General features: G+C 70.0%; 11 protein-coding genes. All 11 read left to right on the forward strand.

The features are described 5' to 3' along the window. The first annotated feature begins 271 nt into the window (after positions 1-271). The 11 genes from ngcE (at position 272) to C4U44_RS07950 (ending at position 14,633) form a co-directional block, all read left to right on the forward strand. On the forward strand, positions 272-1,696 hold the full coding sequence (gene ngcE, locus C4U44_RS07895) for an N-acetylglucosamine/diacetylchitobiose ABC transporter substrate-binding protein (RefSeq protein WP_103884936.1): 1,425 nt from the start codon (positions 272-274) through the stop codon (positions 1,694-1,696). Positions 1,697-1,739: 43 nt separating this feature from the next. After that, positions 1,740-2,666 (forward strand): carbohydrate ABC transporter permease, encoded by a 927-nt coding sequence (locus C4U44_RS07900; protein ID WP_103884937.1) that lies wholly within the window; start codon positions 1,740-1,742, stop codon positions 2,664-2,666. A gap of 10 nt (positions 2,667-2,676) precedes the next feature. After that, positions 2,677-3,612, forward strand: a complete 936-nt coding sequence (locus C4U44_RS07905; protein WP_103884938.1) for a carbohydrate ABC transporter permease — start codon at positions 2,677-2,679, stop codon at positions 3,610-3,612. Between the two features lie 260 nt (positions 3,613-3,872). Beyond that, positions 3,873-5,075, forward strand: coding sequence for an ROK family transcriptional regulator (locus C4U44_RS07910; RefSeq protein WP_103884939.1), 1,203 nt, complete (start codon positions 3,873-3,875; stop codon positions 5,073-5,075). A gap of 138 nt (positions 5,076-5,213) precedes the next feature. Then, positions 5,214-6,302, forward strand: coding sequence for a sugar ABC transporter substrate-binding protein (locus C4U44_RS07915; protein WP_103884940.1), 1,089 nt, complete (start codon positions 5,214-5,216; stop codon positions 6,300-6,302). Between the two features lie 216 nt (positions 6,303-6,518). Next, positions 6,519-7,307: an ATP-binding cassette domain-containing protein gene (locus tag C4U44_RS07920; protein WP_103884941.1), complete on the forward strand. Its 789-nt coding sequence runs from the start codon at positions 6,519-6,521 to the stop codon at positions 7,305-7,307. Then, positions 7,304-8,605, forward strand: a complete 1,302-nt coding sequence (locus tag C4U44_RS07925) for a sugar ABC transporter permease (RefSeq protein WP_103884942.1) — start codon at positions 7,304-7,306, stop codon at positions 8,603-8,605. Before C4U44_RS07920 ends, C4U44_RS07925 begins: the two co-directional genes overlap by 4 nt. Positions 8,606-8,961: 356 nt before the next feature. Then, positions 8,962-10,914 carry a 1-deoxy-D-xylulose-5-phosphate synthase gene (dxs, locus tag C4U44_RS07935; RefSeq protein ID WP_103884944.1) on the forward strand — a complete coding sequence of 651 codons (1,953 nt, stop codon included), beginning with the start codon at positions 8,962-8,964 and terminating at the stop codon, positions 10,912-10,914. 223 nt (positions 10,915-11,137) lie between these two features. Then, positions 11,138-12,004, forward strand: coding sequence for a DsbA family protein (locus C4U44_RS07940; RefSeq protein WP_235031906.1), 867 nt, complete (start codon positions 11,138-11,140; stop codon positions 12,002-12,004). Positions 12,005-12,312: 308 nt separating this feature from the next. Continuing rightward, a complete protein-coding gene (locus tag C4U44_RS07945; RefSeq protein WP_103884945.1) occupies positions 12,313-13,587 on the forward strand; it encodes a peptidoglycan-binding protein in 1,275 nt (424 codons plus the stop codon). Further along, entirely contained in the window at positions 13,584-14,633 is a 1,050-nt protein-coding gene (locus tag C4U44_RS07950) for an SPFH domain-containing protein (protein WP_235031907.1), read from the forward strand. Before C4U44_RS07945 ends, C4U44_RS07950 begins: the two co-directional genes overlap by 4 nt. Positions 14,634-14,705 lie beyond the last annotated feature (72 nt).

Genomic DNA, 14,705 nt, shown 5'->3' on the forward strand with positions numbered 1-14,705 from the left:
GTTTCGGACAGGTCTCAACTCGGGAAAGCTTGGCGGCCAACCTCTCATTCGATCTTGCCCTGCCGGAGTCAAGTGGACTATACCTGTCGGCGTCCGGGAACCCGCTGAGCGCGGGGGCGCGCGGGGGTGCTGACAGGGTGGCCAAGACGGCCGTCGGCTATCGTTCCTCGCCTCACTGGATGCAGTGCATCACTCACGCTTCAACTGTTCGCGGTCGTCGGCGGATTCCGCTGCACCGCATGAGTCCTGGAAGAAGGCTGAGGACTTGAGCATGGGCTCCGAGATCAACCGCCGCGATGCCATCAAGCGGGCCGTTGCCATCGGCGTGGTGGCCGTCCCGTCCGCTTCGCTGCTGTCCGCGTGTGCCTCCAGTGGAGGCGGCAGCGACAAGCCGAAGTCCGAACCGACGGGCGCCAAGTCGGCGACCAACCCGCTGGGCGTGAAGAAGGGCACTCCGCTCGAGGCCTTCATCTTCAAGGGCGGTTTCGGCGACGCGTACGTCAAGGCCGCGGAGACGGTCTACAACTCCGAGTACGGCATCAAGGTCAAGCACACCGGCACCCAGGGCCTCGGCCCCAAGCTCCAGCCGCGCTTCGCCAGCAACACCCCGCCGGACGTCATGGACAACTCCGGTGCCGACAACCTCGACACCGCGGCCCTGGCCAAGGAGAACAAGCTCCAGGACCTCACCGCGCTGCTGGACGCCCCGACCATCGACGACCCGAGCAAGAAGGTCCGCGACGTCCTGATCGCCGGCACCGTCGAGCAGGGCCAGTTCGGCACCTCGGCGATGTACGCGTTCAACTACGCGTTCACCGTCTACGGCGGCTGGTACTCCAACAAGCTCTTCCAGGACAAGGGCTGGGAGTACCCGCAGACCTTCGACCAGGCGCTGGCCCTGGGCGCCAAGGCGAAGAAGGAGAACATCTCCCTCTTCACCTACCCGGGCAAGTACCCGTACTACGTGCACTTCGACCTGCTCGCCCAGATCGGCAAGGTCGGCGGCAAGGACGTCCTCAACGCGATCGACGACCTCGAGGACGGCGCCTGGCAGGTGGACGCCGTCAAGCAGGTGATCGGGTACTACGAGGAGGTCGCGGCGAAGAAGTACTTCATGCCCGGCTCCGAGGGCATGACGCACATTCAGATGCAGACCGCCTGGACCAAGGGCAAGGCCGCGATCGTGGCGGACGGCTCCTGGGTGGAGAACGAGGCCGCCCCGACCATGCCGAAGGACTTCGACCTGGCCGTCGGCGCGCTGGTCGGTTCCGGCGCCTCCGACAAGCTGCCGTTCGGCACCGTCTACGCGGCGGCCGGCGAGCCGTACATCGTCGCGGCCAACGGCAAGAACCCGGTCGGCGGCATGGAACTGCTGCGCATCATGATCAGCAAGAAGGAGACGGACAACTTCACCAACACCACCAAGTCTCTGACCTGCATCACCGGTGCCTCGGAGGGCCTGACCCTCACCCCGGGCCTGGCCTCCGCGTCCAAGGCGCTGACGGCCGCGAGTGCGAACGTGCTCAACTCGCGCCTCCAGGACTGGTACGTGAAGCTCAATCAGGAGACCCTGGGCAACCTGACGCTCCAGCTCCTCACCGGCAAGATCGACGCCAAGAAGTGGATCGAGGGCGCGCAGAAGGCCGCGGACGCGACGAAGAACGACTCGTCCGTGCCCAAGTTCAAGCACGTGTGACCCGATCCATTCCCTGACGGCTGAGACGAGAGCGACCGGCACTATGCGACACGGCAAGTACCGGTTCATCATCGGGTTTCTGGCAGTTCCTGTGGCGTTGTACGCGGTCCTCGTGATCTCGCCCTTCATCCAGGACTTCCAGATCTCGTTGACGGACTGGAGCGGGTTGACCCCCGAGAAGCACTACATCGGGCTGGACAACTACCAGAAGATCATCCACAACAACCTCTTCTGGAAGGCACTGTGGCACAACGTCCTGATGCTGCTGATCGTGCCTCTCGTGACGCTGGCGCTGGGACTCTTCTTCGCCTTCATGCTCAATGTCGGCGGCCGGCGCAAGGGCAGCGCGTCGGTCGCCGGCGTTCGGGGCGCGGGTTTCTACAAGATCGTCTACTTCTTCCCGCAGGTGCTGTCGGTCACCGTGATCGCGGTGCTGTGGGAGCAGATCTACAACCCCGACCCGGACAACGGCCTGCTGAACAACCTGCTCGGCGACGTGGGCCTCACCTCGCTCCAGCAGTCCTGGCTGGGTGACCCGAGCATCGCGCTCGCCTGCATCATGGCGGTGATGGTCTGGTCGAACGTCGGCTTCTACGTGGTGCTCTTCTCGGCCGGCATGGCCTCCATCCCCGGCGAGATCTACGAGGCGGCGCTGCTGGACGGCGCCGGCCGCTTCGTCACCTTCTTCCGGGTCACGCTGCCGCTGCTGCGCGACACGGTGGCCACCGGCTGGGTCTACATGGGCATCATCGCCATGGACGGCTTCGCCCTGGTCCAGCTGATGTCCGTGAACAACGGCGGTCCCAACGAGTCGACCGACGTGGTCCCGCTGCTGCTGTACAAGACGGCGTTCCGCGACAACAGCCAGTACGGCATGGCGGCCGCGATCGGTGTCGCGATGCTGATCGTGACGCTGCTGTTCGCCGTCCTGACGCTGCGGCTGTCGCGCCGCGAGCGCATCGAGTTCTAGGGGTTCCGGGATGACCACAGAGACTTTCGAAGACACGCCCGGTCCGGCGGACAAGAGCCCGAACCAGGTCGCGCCCAAGTCCGCGCCCGACGCATCGGCCAAACACCGCTGGGGCGGCGAGGGAGTGGTGCTGAACGTCTTCAGCCACGGCTTCCTGGTCGTGTGGGCGCTGATGGTGGCGGTGCCGCTGCTGTGGGCGCTGTGGAGCTCGTTCAAGACCTCGGGCGACATCCTGTCGCACCCCTGGTCGCTGCCGGTGCACCCGCACTTCGACAGCTGGTCGCGTGCCTGGACCAAGGCGCACATGGGCCGCTACTTCATCAACACGGTGATCGTGGTCGGCTTCTCGACCTTCGGCACCATGCTGTTCGGCTCGATGGCCGCCTACGTGCTCGCCCGGTTCGAGTTCTTCGGCAACCGCTTCATCTACTTCCTGTTCGTCGGCGGCATGGCCTTCCCGGTCGTGATGGTGCTGGTGCCGCTGTTCTTCGTGACCAAGAACCTGGGCATCCTCAACACGCTGCCCGGCCTGATCCTGGTCTACATCGCCTACTCGCTGCCCTTCACCGTCTTCTTCATGACGTCGTTCTTCCGGACGCTGCCGACGTCGGTGGCGGAGGCGGCGCTGGTCGACGGGGCCAGCCACACCCGCACGTTCTTCCAGATCATGGTGCCGATGGCGAAGCCGGGCATCATCAGCATCGGGATCTTCAACGTGCTCGGGCAGTGGAACCAGTACCTGCTGCCCCTGGTGCTCAACCAGGGCAACACCGACAAATGGGTGCTCACCCAGGGTCTGGCCGACCTCGCGGTGCAGCAGGGGTACCAGGGCGACTGGTCGGGCCTGTTCGCCGGCCTGTCGATCGCGATGCTGCCGGTGCTGGCGGTCTACATCTTCTTCCAGCGCCAGGTGCAGGCGGGCCTGACCGCAGGTGCTGTGAAATAGGCCCACACCCGGCTCTGTCCACCCCGTACGCTGTCCCCGGCGGCTCCGCGAGCATGCGGAGCCGCTGGTCGGCGTCCGGGGTGGTTCGCGTAACGGTGTGGTTCTCCCCCTTGACGGGACATCACCCCTAACACTCAACTTAGAGTTCACATGTTGTAGACGACGGGGTCTCACTGGTGTGGCAGCTCTGACGCCGGTACCGGGCCTCGTCCCGTGCGGGCAGCCGGTACCGCTCCGGCTGCCGGGCAGGAGTGGATGTCGTGGAGACACCGGGATCGCAGTCATCGCTGCACCGGGCGAACCTGGAGCGCGTGGTGCGGGCCGTCCGGCTCGCCGGCTCGCTCACCCAGGCGGAGATCGCGCGCACGACCGGACTGTCCGCCGCGACCGTGTCCAATATCGTGCGCGAACTGCGTGACAACGGGACGGTGCAGGTCACGCCGACCTCCTCGGGCGGTCGGCGGGCGCGCAGCGTGGCGCTGTCCGGGGACGCGGGCATCGTGGTCGGCGTCGACTTCGGCCACTCCCACCTCAGGGTCGCCGTCGGGAACCTGGCCCACCAGGTGCTCGCCGAGCAGTCCGAGCCGATAGACGTGGACGCCTCGGCGTCCCAGGGTTTCGACCGGGCCGAGCAACTGGTCGCGCGGCTGGTGGAGTCCACCGGCATCGACCGCGACAAGGTGCTCGGCGTCGGCCTCGGCGTACCCGGCCCGATCGACATGGAGACCGGCACGCTCGGCTCCACCGCGATCCTGCCCGGCTGGAGCGGCATCAACCCGCGGCAGGAGCTGACCGACCGGCTCGGCGTGCCGGTGCAGGTGGACAACGACGCCAACCTCGGCGCGCTGGGGGAACTGGTCTGGGGCGGCGGCCGCGGGGTCAAGGACCTGGCCTACATCAAGGTGGCCAGCGGGGTCGGCGCCGGCCTGGTGGTCGACGGCCGGATCTACCGCGGACCCGGGGGCACCGCAGGCGAGATCGGGCATATCACCCTCGACGAGTCCGGGCCGGTGTGCCGCTGCGGCAACCGCGGCTGCCTGGAGACCTTCACCGCGGCGCGCTACGTGCTGGAGCTGCTGCGCGGCAGCCACGGGGACGGCCTGACGATCCCCAAGATGGTGCAGTTGGGGCGGGAGGGGGACCCGGGCTGCCGCCGGGTCATCGGCGACGTCGGCCGGCACATCGGGATGGGAGTGGCGAGCCTGTGCAACCTGCTCAACCCCAGCAGGGTCGTGCTCGGCGGGGACCTGGCCGAGGCGGGCGAGCTGGTGCTCGGCCCGATCCGCGAATCGGTCGCGCGGTACGCCATTCCGAGCGCCGCCCAGCGGCTGTCGGTGATGCCGGGAGCGCTCGGCGCCCGGGCCGAGGTTCTGGGGGCACTTGCCCTGGTTTTGAGTGAAATGGGCGATTCGACGCTCCTCGACGGGAACACACCGGTTGATACGCCCGCCTTTTCGGCATAACGGAGCGTTCACACAGCTAACGAAACGCGCCGTTGCCATCTCGTTAAGTGTTTACTTCTTGACGACACGTGTCAGCCGGAGTTGACTCACGAGCACCTCGGCCGCAGTGTTGCGGCCCTGTCAGGGAGGCAACCACAGATGAACGCAATGACGCGTCGGATCGTCATCGGCACGGCGGCTGTGTCGATGGCGGCCACCTTGGCCGCATGCGGCAAGGCTGGCGGCGGCAGTGACTCGGGCAAGGACAACAAGTCGATCGGCATCCTTCTGCCGGACACGGTCACGGCACGTTACGGCTCGTTCGACAAGCCGCTGATGGAGAAGAAGATCAAGGAGCTGTGCTCCGACTGCACCATCAGCTACGACGACGCCGCGGGTGACCCGTCGAAGCAGGCCCAGCAGGTGAGCACCATGATCACCAAGGGTGTCAAGGTCCTCATCCTCGACCCGCAGGACTCCGTCGGCATCGAGTCGTCGGTCCAGGCCGCGGTCAAGAAGGGCATCAAGGTCATAGCCTACGACCGCCTCGCCCAGGGCCCGGTCTCCGCGTACGTCTCGTACGACAACGAGAAGATCGGCGAGCTGCAGGGTCAGGCGCTGCTGACCGCGATGGGTGCGAACGCCAAGCCGACCTCCAAGATCGTCATGATCAACGGTGACCCGGCCGACCCGAACGCCGCGATGTTCAAGGCCGGCGCCCACAAGGCCCTCGACGGCAAGGTCAACATCGCCTACGAGCAGACCGGCCTGTGGAAGGACACCGAGGCGAACAAGAAGATGAACGCGGCGATCACTTCGCTCGGTGCGAAGAACATCGCGGGCGTCTACTCGGCCAACGACACGATGGCCGGCGGTATCGCCACCGCCCTCAAGGGCGCGCACATCAACCCGCCGCTGACCGGCCAGGACGCCGAACTCACGGGCCTGCAGCGGATCCTGGTGGGCACCCAGACGTCGACCATCTACAAGCCGTACAAGCCTGAGGCCGACGCCACCGCCGAGATCGCGGTCGACATGATCCAGGGCAAGGACTGGAAGTCCATCACCGACACCACCGCCAAGAGCGGGTCGGGCCAGACCGTTCCGTCCCACCTGATCACGGCCACCTCGGTGACCAAGGCCAACATCAACGCCACGGTCGTCAAGGACGGTCTGTACAAGACCTCCGACCTGTGCTCCGCGGCCTTCGTCCAGGCCTGCAAGAACGCCGGTATCACCGTGGGCTAGTGGCCCGCCTCCCGTGAGCCTGTCCGGCGCCCCGCCCCACCACACACACCCCGCTGCCGGGGTGGGGCGCCGGACGGAATCGCTTGCGGGGTTCCACCGCGGGGACGGGGCACTACCCCTTCCCCGTTGACTTTGTAATCCTGTGCTTCGCAGCACACCCACCGCGGCGCTGGAGTTCCAGCCCGCGGCATCCCCGCCGGTCAGGCGGCGAAGGAGATGGTTCACGTGTCCGCTACGCCCGTGCTGGCGTTGCGCGGAGTCTCCAAGCGATTCGGTGCGGTTCAGGCCCTCACCGATGTCGAACTGGAGGTCCATGCCGGAGAGGTCGCCGCCTTGGTGGGCGACAACGGTGCCGGCAAGTCCACTTTGGTCAAGACGATCGCCGGGGTCCACCCGATCGACGAGGGCGTCATCGAGTGGGAAGGCCGGGGCGTCAGCATCAACCGCCCCAGCGACGCCCAGCAGCTCGGTGTGGCCACCGTCTACCAGGACCTCGCGCTGTGCGACAACCTCGATGTCGTCGGCAACCTCTTCCTCGGTCGGGAGCTGCTGCGTTACGGCAGCATCGACGAGGTCACGATGGAAAAGCGCTCCCGCGAGCTGCTGAACACCCTGTCGATCCGCATCCCCAGCGTCCGGATCCCGATCGCCAGCCTCTCCGGTGGCCAGCGGCAGGTCGTCGCGATCGCCCGCGCCCTCATCGGCGACCCGAAGGTCGTCATCCTCGACGAGCCGACCGCAGCCCTCGGTGTCGAGCAGACCGCCCAGGTCCTCGACCTCGTCGAACGGCTGCGCGAGCGCGGCCTCGGCGTCATTCTGATCAGTCACAACATGGCCGACGTGACCGCCGTGGCGGACACCGTGCACGTGCTCCGGCTCGGCCGGAACAACGGCTCCTTCCCGGTCAAGGGCACGACGAACGAACAGATCATCGCCGCGATCACCGGTGCCACGGACAACGCCGTGACCCGTCGGCAGTCGCGCAACGCGGAGGCGACCCAGTGAGCAGCGACAAGACCACCGTGGACACCTCGAAGGGCGGCGTGCCCGCCGACGAGGTGCTGCCGCCCGCCGTGGAGGTCATCGACCCCCGGCTGCTCGTCCGGGAGCAGGGATTCCGCGGCTACATCACGGAGTTCAAGCGCCGGGTCAAGGGCGGCGAGCTCGGCTCGATGCCCGTCATCGCGGCCCTGATCATCATCTTCGTGGTGTTCCAGCTCGCGAACGACCGGTTCCTGAGCGCGAACAACATCAGCAACATCGGCTACTACCTGGCCGGCGCCGGCATGCTCTCCATCGGCCTGGTCTTCGTGCTGCTGCTCGGTGAGATCGACCTGTCGGTCGCCTCGGTCAGCGGTCTGGCCGCGGCGATCTTCGCGGTCTTCACGACCACGCACGGCATGAACATGTGGCTGGCGGTGCTGCTGACGATCGTCATCGGCGTCGCCATCGGCGCGATACACGGCTTCTTCCTGGCCAAGATCGGCGTGCCGGCCTTCGTGGTCACCCTGGCCGGCTTCCTCGGCTGGAACGGCCTGATGCTGTGGCTGCTGCGCAAGACCGGCAGCATCTCGATCGCGGACACCGGCCCGATCCACATCGTGGACCAGACGTCCTTCTTCATGAACTCCAGCATCGCCGGTGCCTACATCCTGGCCACCGTCGGTGTCGCCGCGATGCTGCTCAGCTCGCTGGCCGACCAGGCCCGTCGCCGCAAGGCCGGCGTGCCCTTCCGGCCCACCAGCGAGATCCTGCTGCGCACGGTGCTGCTGGCGATCGTCTCCTACGCCCTGGCCATCGTCCTGAACAACTCCAACGGCGTGCCGAACGCCCTGGTGCTGTTCCTGGTCGTCCTGGTGATCTGCGACTACGTGGTGCGCCGCACCACCTTCGGCCGCAAGGTCTTCGCGGTCGGCGGCAGCATCGAGGCGTCGAGCCGGGCCGGCATCAGCGTGCCCGGCATCCGGATCGCCGTCTTCGCCATCGCCGGCGGCTTCGCGGCCCTGGGCGGCCTGTTCATCGCCGGTCAGATCCAGACCGCCAACACCCAGGCCGGTAGCGGCAACCTGCTGATGCTGGCCATCGCGGCCGCGGTCATCGGCGGCACCAGCCTCTTCGGCGGTCGCGGCAACGTCTGGTCGGCCCTCATCGGTGGTCTGGTCATCCAGTCCATCCAGACCGGCCTCGACCTGCTCAACATGGACGTCTCCATCCAGTACATGATCACCGGTGGCGTCCTGCTCGCCGCGGTGGTCATCGACTCGGTGTCCCGCAGGACACAGCGGACGTCCGGCCGCGCCTAGCGCCCGGCCGCACCACCACGAGGCACCCGCGCCGGGTGCGCCCGGAAACCCTCCGGGCGCACCCGGCGCCCTCGTGTCCGGGCGTGTTCGCCTCCGTGTCCGGATGTGAGTGCTTCCTGGCCCGCGCCCGGGACCGGTCGCGCCCGTGTCCGGATGTGAGTGCTTCCCGGCCCGCGCCCGGGTGTCGGCGCCCCGGGCCGCGTCGGCCCAGCGGGCCCGCGGGGCCGCCGGTCCACGGCCGGTGACATATCTCGCACGGGTCGGCGGACGCTCCGGTATCCGGAACATTAGACTCGCTGAATGGCCAGATCGGCCCGCCGCGACGGACAAGTGCGCGCTAGGAAGAGGAGGCACGGGTGGCACTGCTGACCCGTATCAACGGACCCCGCGACCTCGACCGGCTCAGCCCGCAGCAACTGGTGGAACTCGCCGAGGAGATCCGGGACTTCCTCGTCGACGCGGTCTCCAAGACCGGCGGCCACCTCGGCCCGAACCTGGGCGTGGTGGAGTTGACCATCGCCCTGCACCGGGTCTTCCACTCACCGGCCGACCGCGTGCTGTTCGACACCGGCCACCAGGCCTACGTGCACAAGCTGCTCACCGGCCGTCAGGACTTCACCAGGCTGAAGGGCACCGGCGGGCTGTCCGGATACCCCTCGCGCAGCGAGTCCGAGCACGACGTGATCGAGAACAGCCACGCCTCCACCGTGCTCGGCTGGGCCGACGGCCTCGCCAAGGCCAACGAACTGCTGGACCGTGACGACCGGGTGGTCGCCGTGATCGGCGACGGCGCGCTCACCGGTGGCATGGCCTGGGAGGCGCTGAACAACATCGCCGCCGCCAAGCACCGCCCGCTGGTCATCGTGGTCAACGACAACGAGTGGTCGTACTCGCCGACCATCGGCGGCCTGGCCAACCACCTCGCCACGCTGCGCACCACCGACGGGTACGAGCAGTTCCTCGCCCGCACCAAGGAGGTGCTGGAGCGCACCCCGCTGATCGGCAAGCCGCTCTACGAGACGCTGCACGGCGCGAAGAAGGGCCTGAAGGACTTCGTCACCCCGCAGGGCATGTTCGAGGACCTGGGGCTGAAGTACCTCGGCCCGATCGACGGCCACGACATCGAGGCGGTCGAGTCCGCGCTGCAGCGCGCCAAGCGCTTCCGCGGACCGGTCATCGTGCACTGCATCACCGAGAAGGGCCGCGGCTACACCCCGGCCGAGCAGGACGAGATCGACCGCTTCCACGGCATCAGCCCGATCCACCCCGACACCGGGCTGCCGATCTCGGCCGGCGGCGCCGACTGGACCTCGGTCTTCGGCGACGAGATGCTCGAACTCGGCAAGGAGCGCGAGGACATCGTCGCCATCACCGCCGCGATGCTGCACCCGGTGGGCCTGACGAAGTTCGCCAAGGCGTTCCCCGAGCGGGTCTACGACGTCGGCATCGCCGAGCAGCACGCGGCGACCTCCGCGGCGGGCCTGGCCACCGGGGGGCTGCACCCGGTCTTCGCGGTGTACGCGACGTTCCTGAACCGGGCCTTCGACCAGGTGCTGATGGACGTCGCGCTGCACCGCTGCGGCGTGACCTTCGTGCTCGACCGGGCCGGGGTCACCGGCAGCGACGGCGCCACCCACAACGGCATCTGGGACATGTCCATCCTCCAGGTCGTGCCCGGGCTGCGGATCGCCGCGCCGCGCGACGCCGACCAGGTCCGCGCGCAGCTGCGCGAGGCGGTCGAGGTCGACGACGCGCCGACCGTGGTGCGCTACTCCAAGGGCGCCGTCGGGCCGGCGGTCGCGGCGGTCGGCCGGATCGGCGGCATGGACGTGCTGCGCACCCCCTCCACCGAGACCGCCCGTCCGGACGTGCTGCTGGTCTCCGTGGGCGCGCTGGCCCCGATGTGCCTGGAGATCGCCGCTCTCCTGGACGCCCAGGGCATCACCTCCACCGTGGTCGACCCGCGCTGGGTCAAGCCGGTCGACCCCGAGCTGCCGGTGCTGGCCGCCCGCCACCGCGTGGTCGTCACCGTCGAGGACAACGGCCGGGTCGGCGGGGTCGGCTCCTCGATCGCGCAGGCCCTGCGCGACGCCGAGGTGGACGTGCCGCTGCGCGACTTCGGCGTCCCGCCCCGCTTCCTGAAGCACGGCTCCCGCAAGGACGTGCTGGCGGAGATCGGCCTGACCGCCCCGAACATCGCCCGCCAGGTCACCGGGCTGGTCGCCACCATCGACGGCCGGTTCCCCGACGAGGCCGACCCCGCGGGCGCGGTGGACCCGGCCGCGGCCGACGAGGTGAGCCAGGACTGACCGCGGCGCGGGACCGTCCGCGCGCAGGGGGCCGCCGCATCGGGTGGCCCCCTTCGTGCGCGGGAGAGCCCGCGCACCGGGCCGCCGCGCGCTGCCCCCGCCAGCTGGCGCCGGGCGCCCGCGGAGGGCCCGGCGGCCCCCGGGGCCACCCGTTTTCCGGGGTGGGCGGGACCGGTGGTAGAAATGCGCGAGAGCAGTGCGGGACGATCGAGGTGGCGTAGTCATGACGGAGTCCAAGGGACCCGGCAAAACCGGCGGTGCGGCGGCGCCGGCGAAGAAGAAGCGGAAGGGTCCGCTCCGCAAGTTGCGGCCGTACGCGGTCGGCATCATGGCGATCGTCGTGGTCTTCGGCGGATCGGCGCTGATCGGCGCGCACGTGCGGGCCGGCAAGGACGACAAGGTGGCGGCACCGACCGGCGCGGTCGGGCCCGCGGTGGTGCCGACCGGCCCGGCCGACCCGAGCGCCACGGCGAGCCCCAGCCCCAGCGCCAGCAGCGGCCCGAACTTCCAGGTCCCGGTCCGCCCCGCGGTTCCGGTCACCATCACCGTCTACGAGGACCTGCGCAGCCCCGACTCCAAGGCGTTCGCCGACGAGTACGCGGACGTCCTGCGGCAGATGCTCACCACCGGACAGGTCCAGGTGCACTACCAGCTCGTCACCGCGTCGGACGGGAAGTACGGCGGCAAGAGCGCGGAGTTCGCGGCCAACGCCGCCGCCTGCGCCCAGGACCAGAGCCGCTTCACGCAGTTCGTCCAGGAGATCTGGGACCACCAGCCCGACCCGCACAGCGGCGCCCTCGGCAACGAGAAGCTGATCAAGAGCCTCGCCCACAAGGCCAAGAAGATCAAGATGGCCAACTTCGAGCCGTGCATCGAGCAGGGCGACCACAACGGATGGGTGATCAAGTCGCAGGCCGACTTCGCCCACTCCGGTCTCGGCGAGGTGCCCGCGCTGGAGATCAACGGCAAGCCGGTCAAGGACGTGCGGACCTCGCTGACCCCGGACAAGCTGCGCTCGATGGTGGACAAGGAGGCCAAGCGCGTGATCGCGATCCAGGCCACTCCGAGCGCCTCACCGACACAGAGCTGACCCCGAGCTGACACCCCGTCGGGCGCCGCAGCACCGCGCCGCCCGCCCACGCACCGCCCTCACGAGCCGTCAGGCGCCCAGCGCCCGGCGGCTCGTGCCGTTGCCCCGGATTTGCCCGGGTTTCCCTGATTTTCCCCGCGGTTTCCCCCCGGCCCGGGCTCGCGCGGGCCGCTCCACTCCCGCCACGTGGCTCCGCCGCGATCACGACGGTTCACACCTTCGGTCAAACTGCTTCCCCGCCCTGTCAACTTTCAGGCGAAATCGGGTAATGAAGGCATGTGACGCCTGATCAGGGAGGAGTGGTACGCGTGTCCCTACCGGTCTTCGAAGACGTCGAACCCCTGCCGAGCTGCGGTTGCGAGGACTGCGCGCGCCGCCGGCTGGCTGCCGCCGCGCGCGCGGCGGCAGCGGCCGGTCCCGCGGGCCCGGCCCGCCCGGCCGCGCGGGCGGTCGTCGCGGCGGCCGCCGCCGGCACCGCACTGGCCGGTGCGGCGGTGTGGGCCGCGCCCGCAGCGCAGGCCGACGGCGCCGGCACGAGCGACGCGGCCGCGGCACCCATGACACTCACCCGGGCCCAGATCCTGGACCGGGCCGAGACCTGGGTGGCCGCGAAGGTGCCGTACAGCATGACGTCCTACTGGAAGGACGGTTACCGGCAGGACTGCTCCGGCTTCGTGTCGATGGCCTGGGGCCTGAACACCAACGCCTGGACCGGCGACCTCGCCGGCTACGCGGTGCCGGTCACCAAGGACGAGTTGCAGCCCGGCGACGCCCTGCTCTTCGACAACGCGGACGACCCCGTCGAGGGCTCGCACGTCGTCCTGTTCGGCGGCTGGGTGGACGACGCCCACACCGCCTACACCGGGTACGAGCAGACGATGCCCAACACCCAGGTGCAGACCATCCCGTACGCCTACTGGTCGAACTCCGCGAAGTACCTGCCCTACCGGGACAAGTACCTGGCCGGCGCGGACTCGACGGCCGCCAAGGCCGCGCCCTCCCAGAACGCGCCCTCTGGCGGTTCCGGGCCCGAGGGGTCCACGGCCGCCTTCCCCGGGCGCGGCGCCTTCGGGCGGGGCGCGCAGGGGGCCGAGGTGACCCGGCTGGGCATGCTGCTCGTCGGGCGCGGCGCGGGCGGCGCCTACCGGGTCGGCCCCGGGCCGCGATGGGGCCGGGCCGACACCGAGGCCACCGCGGCCTTCCAGCGCGCCCAGGGCTGGTCGGGCACGGATGCGGACGGCCTGCCCGGGCCGGCCACCTGGAGCTACCTGGTCCACCACCGCGGCAAGGACGTCGCGGCCCCGCCGGCCGCGCGCAGCGCCCCCGCCGGCCAGGACGCGCCGGTGCCGCCGTACCCGGGCGCGGGCGCCTTCCGTCCGGGCAGCAGCAGCACCGACGTACTCGCCCTGGGCGCGCGGCTGGTCGCCAAGGGCTTCGGCGCCCACTACCGGGTCGGCCCCGGCCGCATCTGGTCCGAGGCGGACCGGCGCAACGTGGAGGCGTTCCAGCGTGCCCAGGGCTGGTCGGCGCGCGACGCGGACGGCCACCCCGGGCCCGAGACCTGGAGACGACTGTTCACGTGACCGCGCCGAGCACGTCCCCCAGCCCGGGTCCGTCCGACCCGCCCCCGCCCGACTGGTCCCGCCCACCGCTCACCGACACCGCCCAGACGCTGCAACTGCCGGCCGCGCTGCCCTGGCAGGCCCGCGATGGTGCGCGGGAAGAAGCCGACCCGGGCGTCCCCGGGCCGCTCGACACCCCCGTGGAGCGGCCCGGGCCCAGCCTGCCGGGCTGGGTGGCCGCCCTCGTCGCCCTCGCGGCGGCGCTGGCCGCCGCCGGGCTGCTGTGGCGGGCCGGCGCGCTGCCGTCCCGGCTCGAACGCCCGCCGCTGCCCCGCCCGCCGCGGACCGGGACCGGCGGCCGGCTGTGGGCGGGCCTGGCCCCGCTCGCCGCCGTGGGGCTGCTCGCGCTGTCCGGGCTGGTGCGCGGGCGGCCCGGCACCGTCCGCGTGCTCAGCTGTTGCGGGGGATACCGGGGGACCGTACGCCGGACCGGGCTGCTGTGGATCAGCCCGCTGCTGCGCCGCCGCCGCTTCGACGTGACGCTGCGGCACTGGCGCAGCCACCCCATCGACACCGTCGACGCGGGCGGTACCCCGCTGCGGATCAGCCTGCACCTGGTGTGGCGGGTGCGGGACACCGCCAGGGCCGTCTACGGGGTCCGCGACCACGACCGGTTCCTGCGCGAGGCGGTCGAGGCCGCCGTCGCCCGGGTCGCCGCCCGCCACCCGGTGGACGACTTCGGCGGCGACCGCCCGACGCTGCGCGACTGCGAGCGCGTCGCCGACGACCTGACCCGGCTGATCGCGGCGGAGGTGCGGATGGTCGGCGTGGAGGTCTTCTCGGCCACCCCGGTCCGGATCGACTACGCGCCCGAACTCGCCGCCGCGATGCGCCGGGCGCGGGTCGCCGCCGTCGACGCCAAGCGCCGCAAGGTCGCGCTCGACGAGGTACTGGCCGCGGTGGGGGAGACCCTGCGCGGCATCTCCGAGCGCGGACTCGGCCAGCTGGACGAGTACGAAACCAAGGCGCTGGTCCGGGACTTGACGGTCGCGCTGCTCAAGTCCTGAGCCCGCGCCCCGCCGCCTGCCCATGCGTCCGGCCGCCGCCCCCGTGGAGGGGGCGGCGGCCGGTCGGCTGCG

The sequence above is a fragment of the Actinacidiphila yanglinensis genome (assembly GCF_900107965.1).
GTDB lineage: Bacteria > Actinomycetota > Actinomycetes > Streptomycetales > Streptomycetaceae > Actinacidiphila > Actinacidiphila yanglinensis.

Excerpts from the sequence above, each read along its gene's own strand:
- C4U44_RS07900 (WP_103884937.1), top strand. The coding sequence starts at position 1,740 with ATGCGACACGGCAAGTACCGGTTCATCATCGGGTTTCTGGCAGTTCCT.
- C4U44_RS07915 (WP_103884940.1), top strand. The coding sequence starts at position 5,214 with ATGAACGCAATGACGCGTCGGATCGTCATCGGCACGGCGGCTGTGTCG.
- ngcE (WP_103884936.1), top strand. The coding sequence starts at position 272 with ATGGGCTCCGAGATCAACCGCCGCGATGCCATCAAGCGGGCCGTTGCC.
- C4U44_RS07940 (WP_235031906.1), top strand. The coding sequence starts at position 11,138 with ATGACGGAGTCCAAGGGACCCGGCAAAACCGGCGGTGCGGCGGCGCCG.
- C4U44_RS07905 (WP_103884938.1), top strand. The coding sequence starts at position 2,677 with ATGACCACAGAGACTTTCGAAGACACGCCCGGTCCGGCGGACAAGAGC.
- C4U44_RS07920 (WP_103884941.1), top strand. The coding sequence starts at position 6,519 with ATGGTTCACGTGTCCGCTACGCCCGTGCTGGCGTTGCGCGGAGTCTCC.